Raw genomic sequence first — 1,359 nt, 5'->3', positions numbered from 1 at the left:
GAAGCGGAAGCGGAAAATACGGAAGCGGAAAATACGGAAGCGGAAAATACGGAAGCGGAAAATACGGAAACGCGCGGGAACATACAAAATATACCTTTCTCACACAAGAAATATATGCTACTTGCAAAATATCATACCAAAAAACTTTTCACAACCGAAACCAAAACCAACGGATATCATACATTACACTACCACCATTCAAACTTTACTACTATCCTCCCTTCAGTTTCCCTTTTTCTGCCTTTTTCGGTGACGGAAATACGCTTCAGAGACCCTAAAGGGAAATCCATGCCATAACAGGAAAGTAACATCCCAATGCGGACTATACCACCCCACCACACTCCTACCAATAATGGTAACTATTCTATGTTTTCTTACTCCTATGTCTATTCATCTTTCATCTAACTACCTAATACTATGCAAAAATGTAAAATTATCACACAAAACATAAACAATCAAAATCAGCCATTTCCGCACCTTTTCCTCTGTCCACTTTCAACCGTCCCTCCAAATGTAAAATGGCCTATCGGAATACATTTCCTACATCCTAACTACTATAAAACAACCTTTAGACTTACGTTTGCTACTCTCATGGTCTCAATACTGCCGCCGAAATTCTGTCCCACATACTAAATCTCTTCCCGTCATTATCGCCCGCATCCGGTGCCGTAAATGCAAAACAAATACCATCTATGTCTTCCACACCATCATTTTACTATGCCTGCCACCATCCATTTGTCTTTTGCACCATATCTTCATAACCTGTCACCTTGAAACTACCTCTGCATGCCACCTACCGACCAACTTTCATGTTCTGTTTCGACCTACCTCTTGTAAATGACAAATCACCTTTTTCATCGTATGCACCTTATTCTCCACATCACAATGCACTATTGCTTTTGCTTTTTCACCTCTCATATCCTATTGCTATTAGATGAAATATAATAAAAATTGTCCTCCACCCATAACACCTCTCACTCCCACCTACTGAACATGTCTGGACCCTGCCCTCATATCACCTGCGTTTCCGTTAAACTATCGGTTGCGGCCATATCTACCAGAAAGCACCGTTTCCCGTCCGATCAACTGTAGTTAAGCTGGTAAGAGCCTGACCGAGTAGTGTAGTGGGTGACCATACGCGAAACTCAGGTGCTGCAATCTTTATTTCTTTTTTTTTTTTTTTTTTTTTTTTCTTCTAGTTTCTTGGCTTCCTATGCTAAATCCCATAACTAACCTACCATTCGATTCAGAAAAATTCGCACTATCCAGCTGCACTCTTCTTCTGAAGAGTTAAGCACTCCATTATGCTCATTGGGTTGCTACTACTTGATATGTACAAACAATATACTCTTCCGATCT

At 40.5% G+C, this 1,359-nt stretch carries 1 protein-coding gene and 1 rRNA gene; both read left to right on the top strand.

Translation table 11 applies throughout. From position 1 onward, the window contains the following. Window positions 1–297, top strand: a 297-nt coding sequence (locus FGQ66_RS15910; protein WP_171024623.1) for a hypothetical protein, incomplete at its 5' end; no start/stop codon positions are given. A gap of 743 nt (window positions 298–1,040) precedes the next feature. Next, window positions 1,041–1,161, top strand: a 5S ribosomal RNA gene (rrf, locus tag FGQ66_RS15905). Window positions 1,162–1,359: the final 198 nt, after the last annotated feature.

The organism is Enterococcus sp. BSD2780061688st2 D3, assembly GCF_005844145.1.
In the GTDB taxonomy this organism is placed as follows: Bacteria; Bacillota; Bacilli; order Lactobacillales; family Enterococcaceae; genus Enterococcus_B; species Enterococcus_B durans.
The sequence above is the reverse complement of the archived record's forward strand: the minus strand, read 5'-3'. Positions and strand labels throughout refer to the sequence as shown.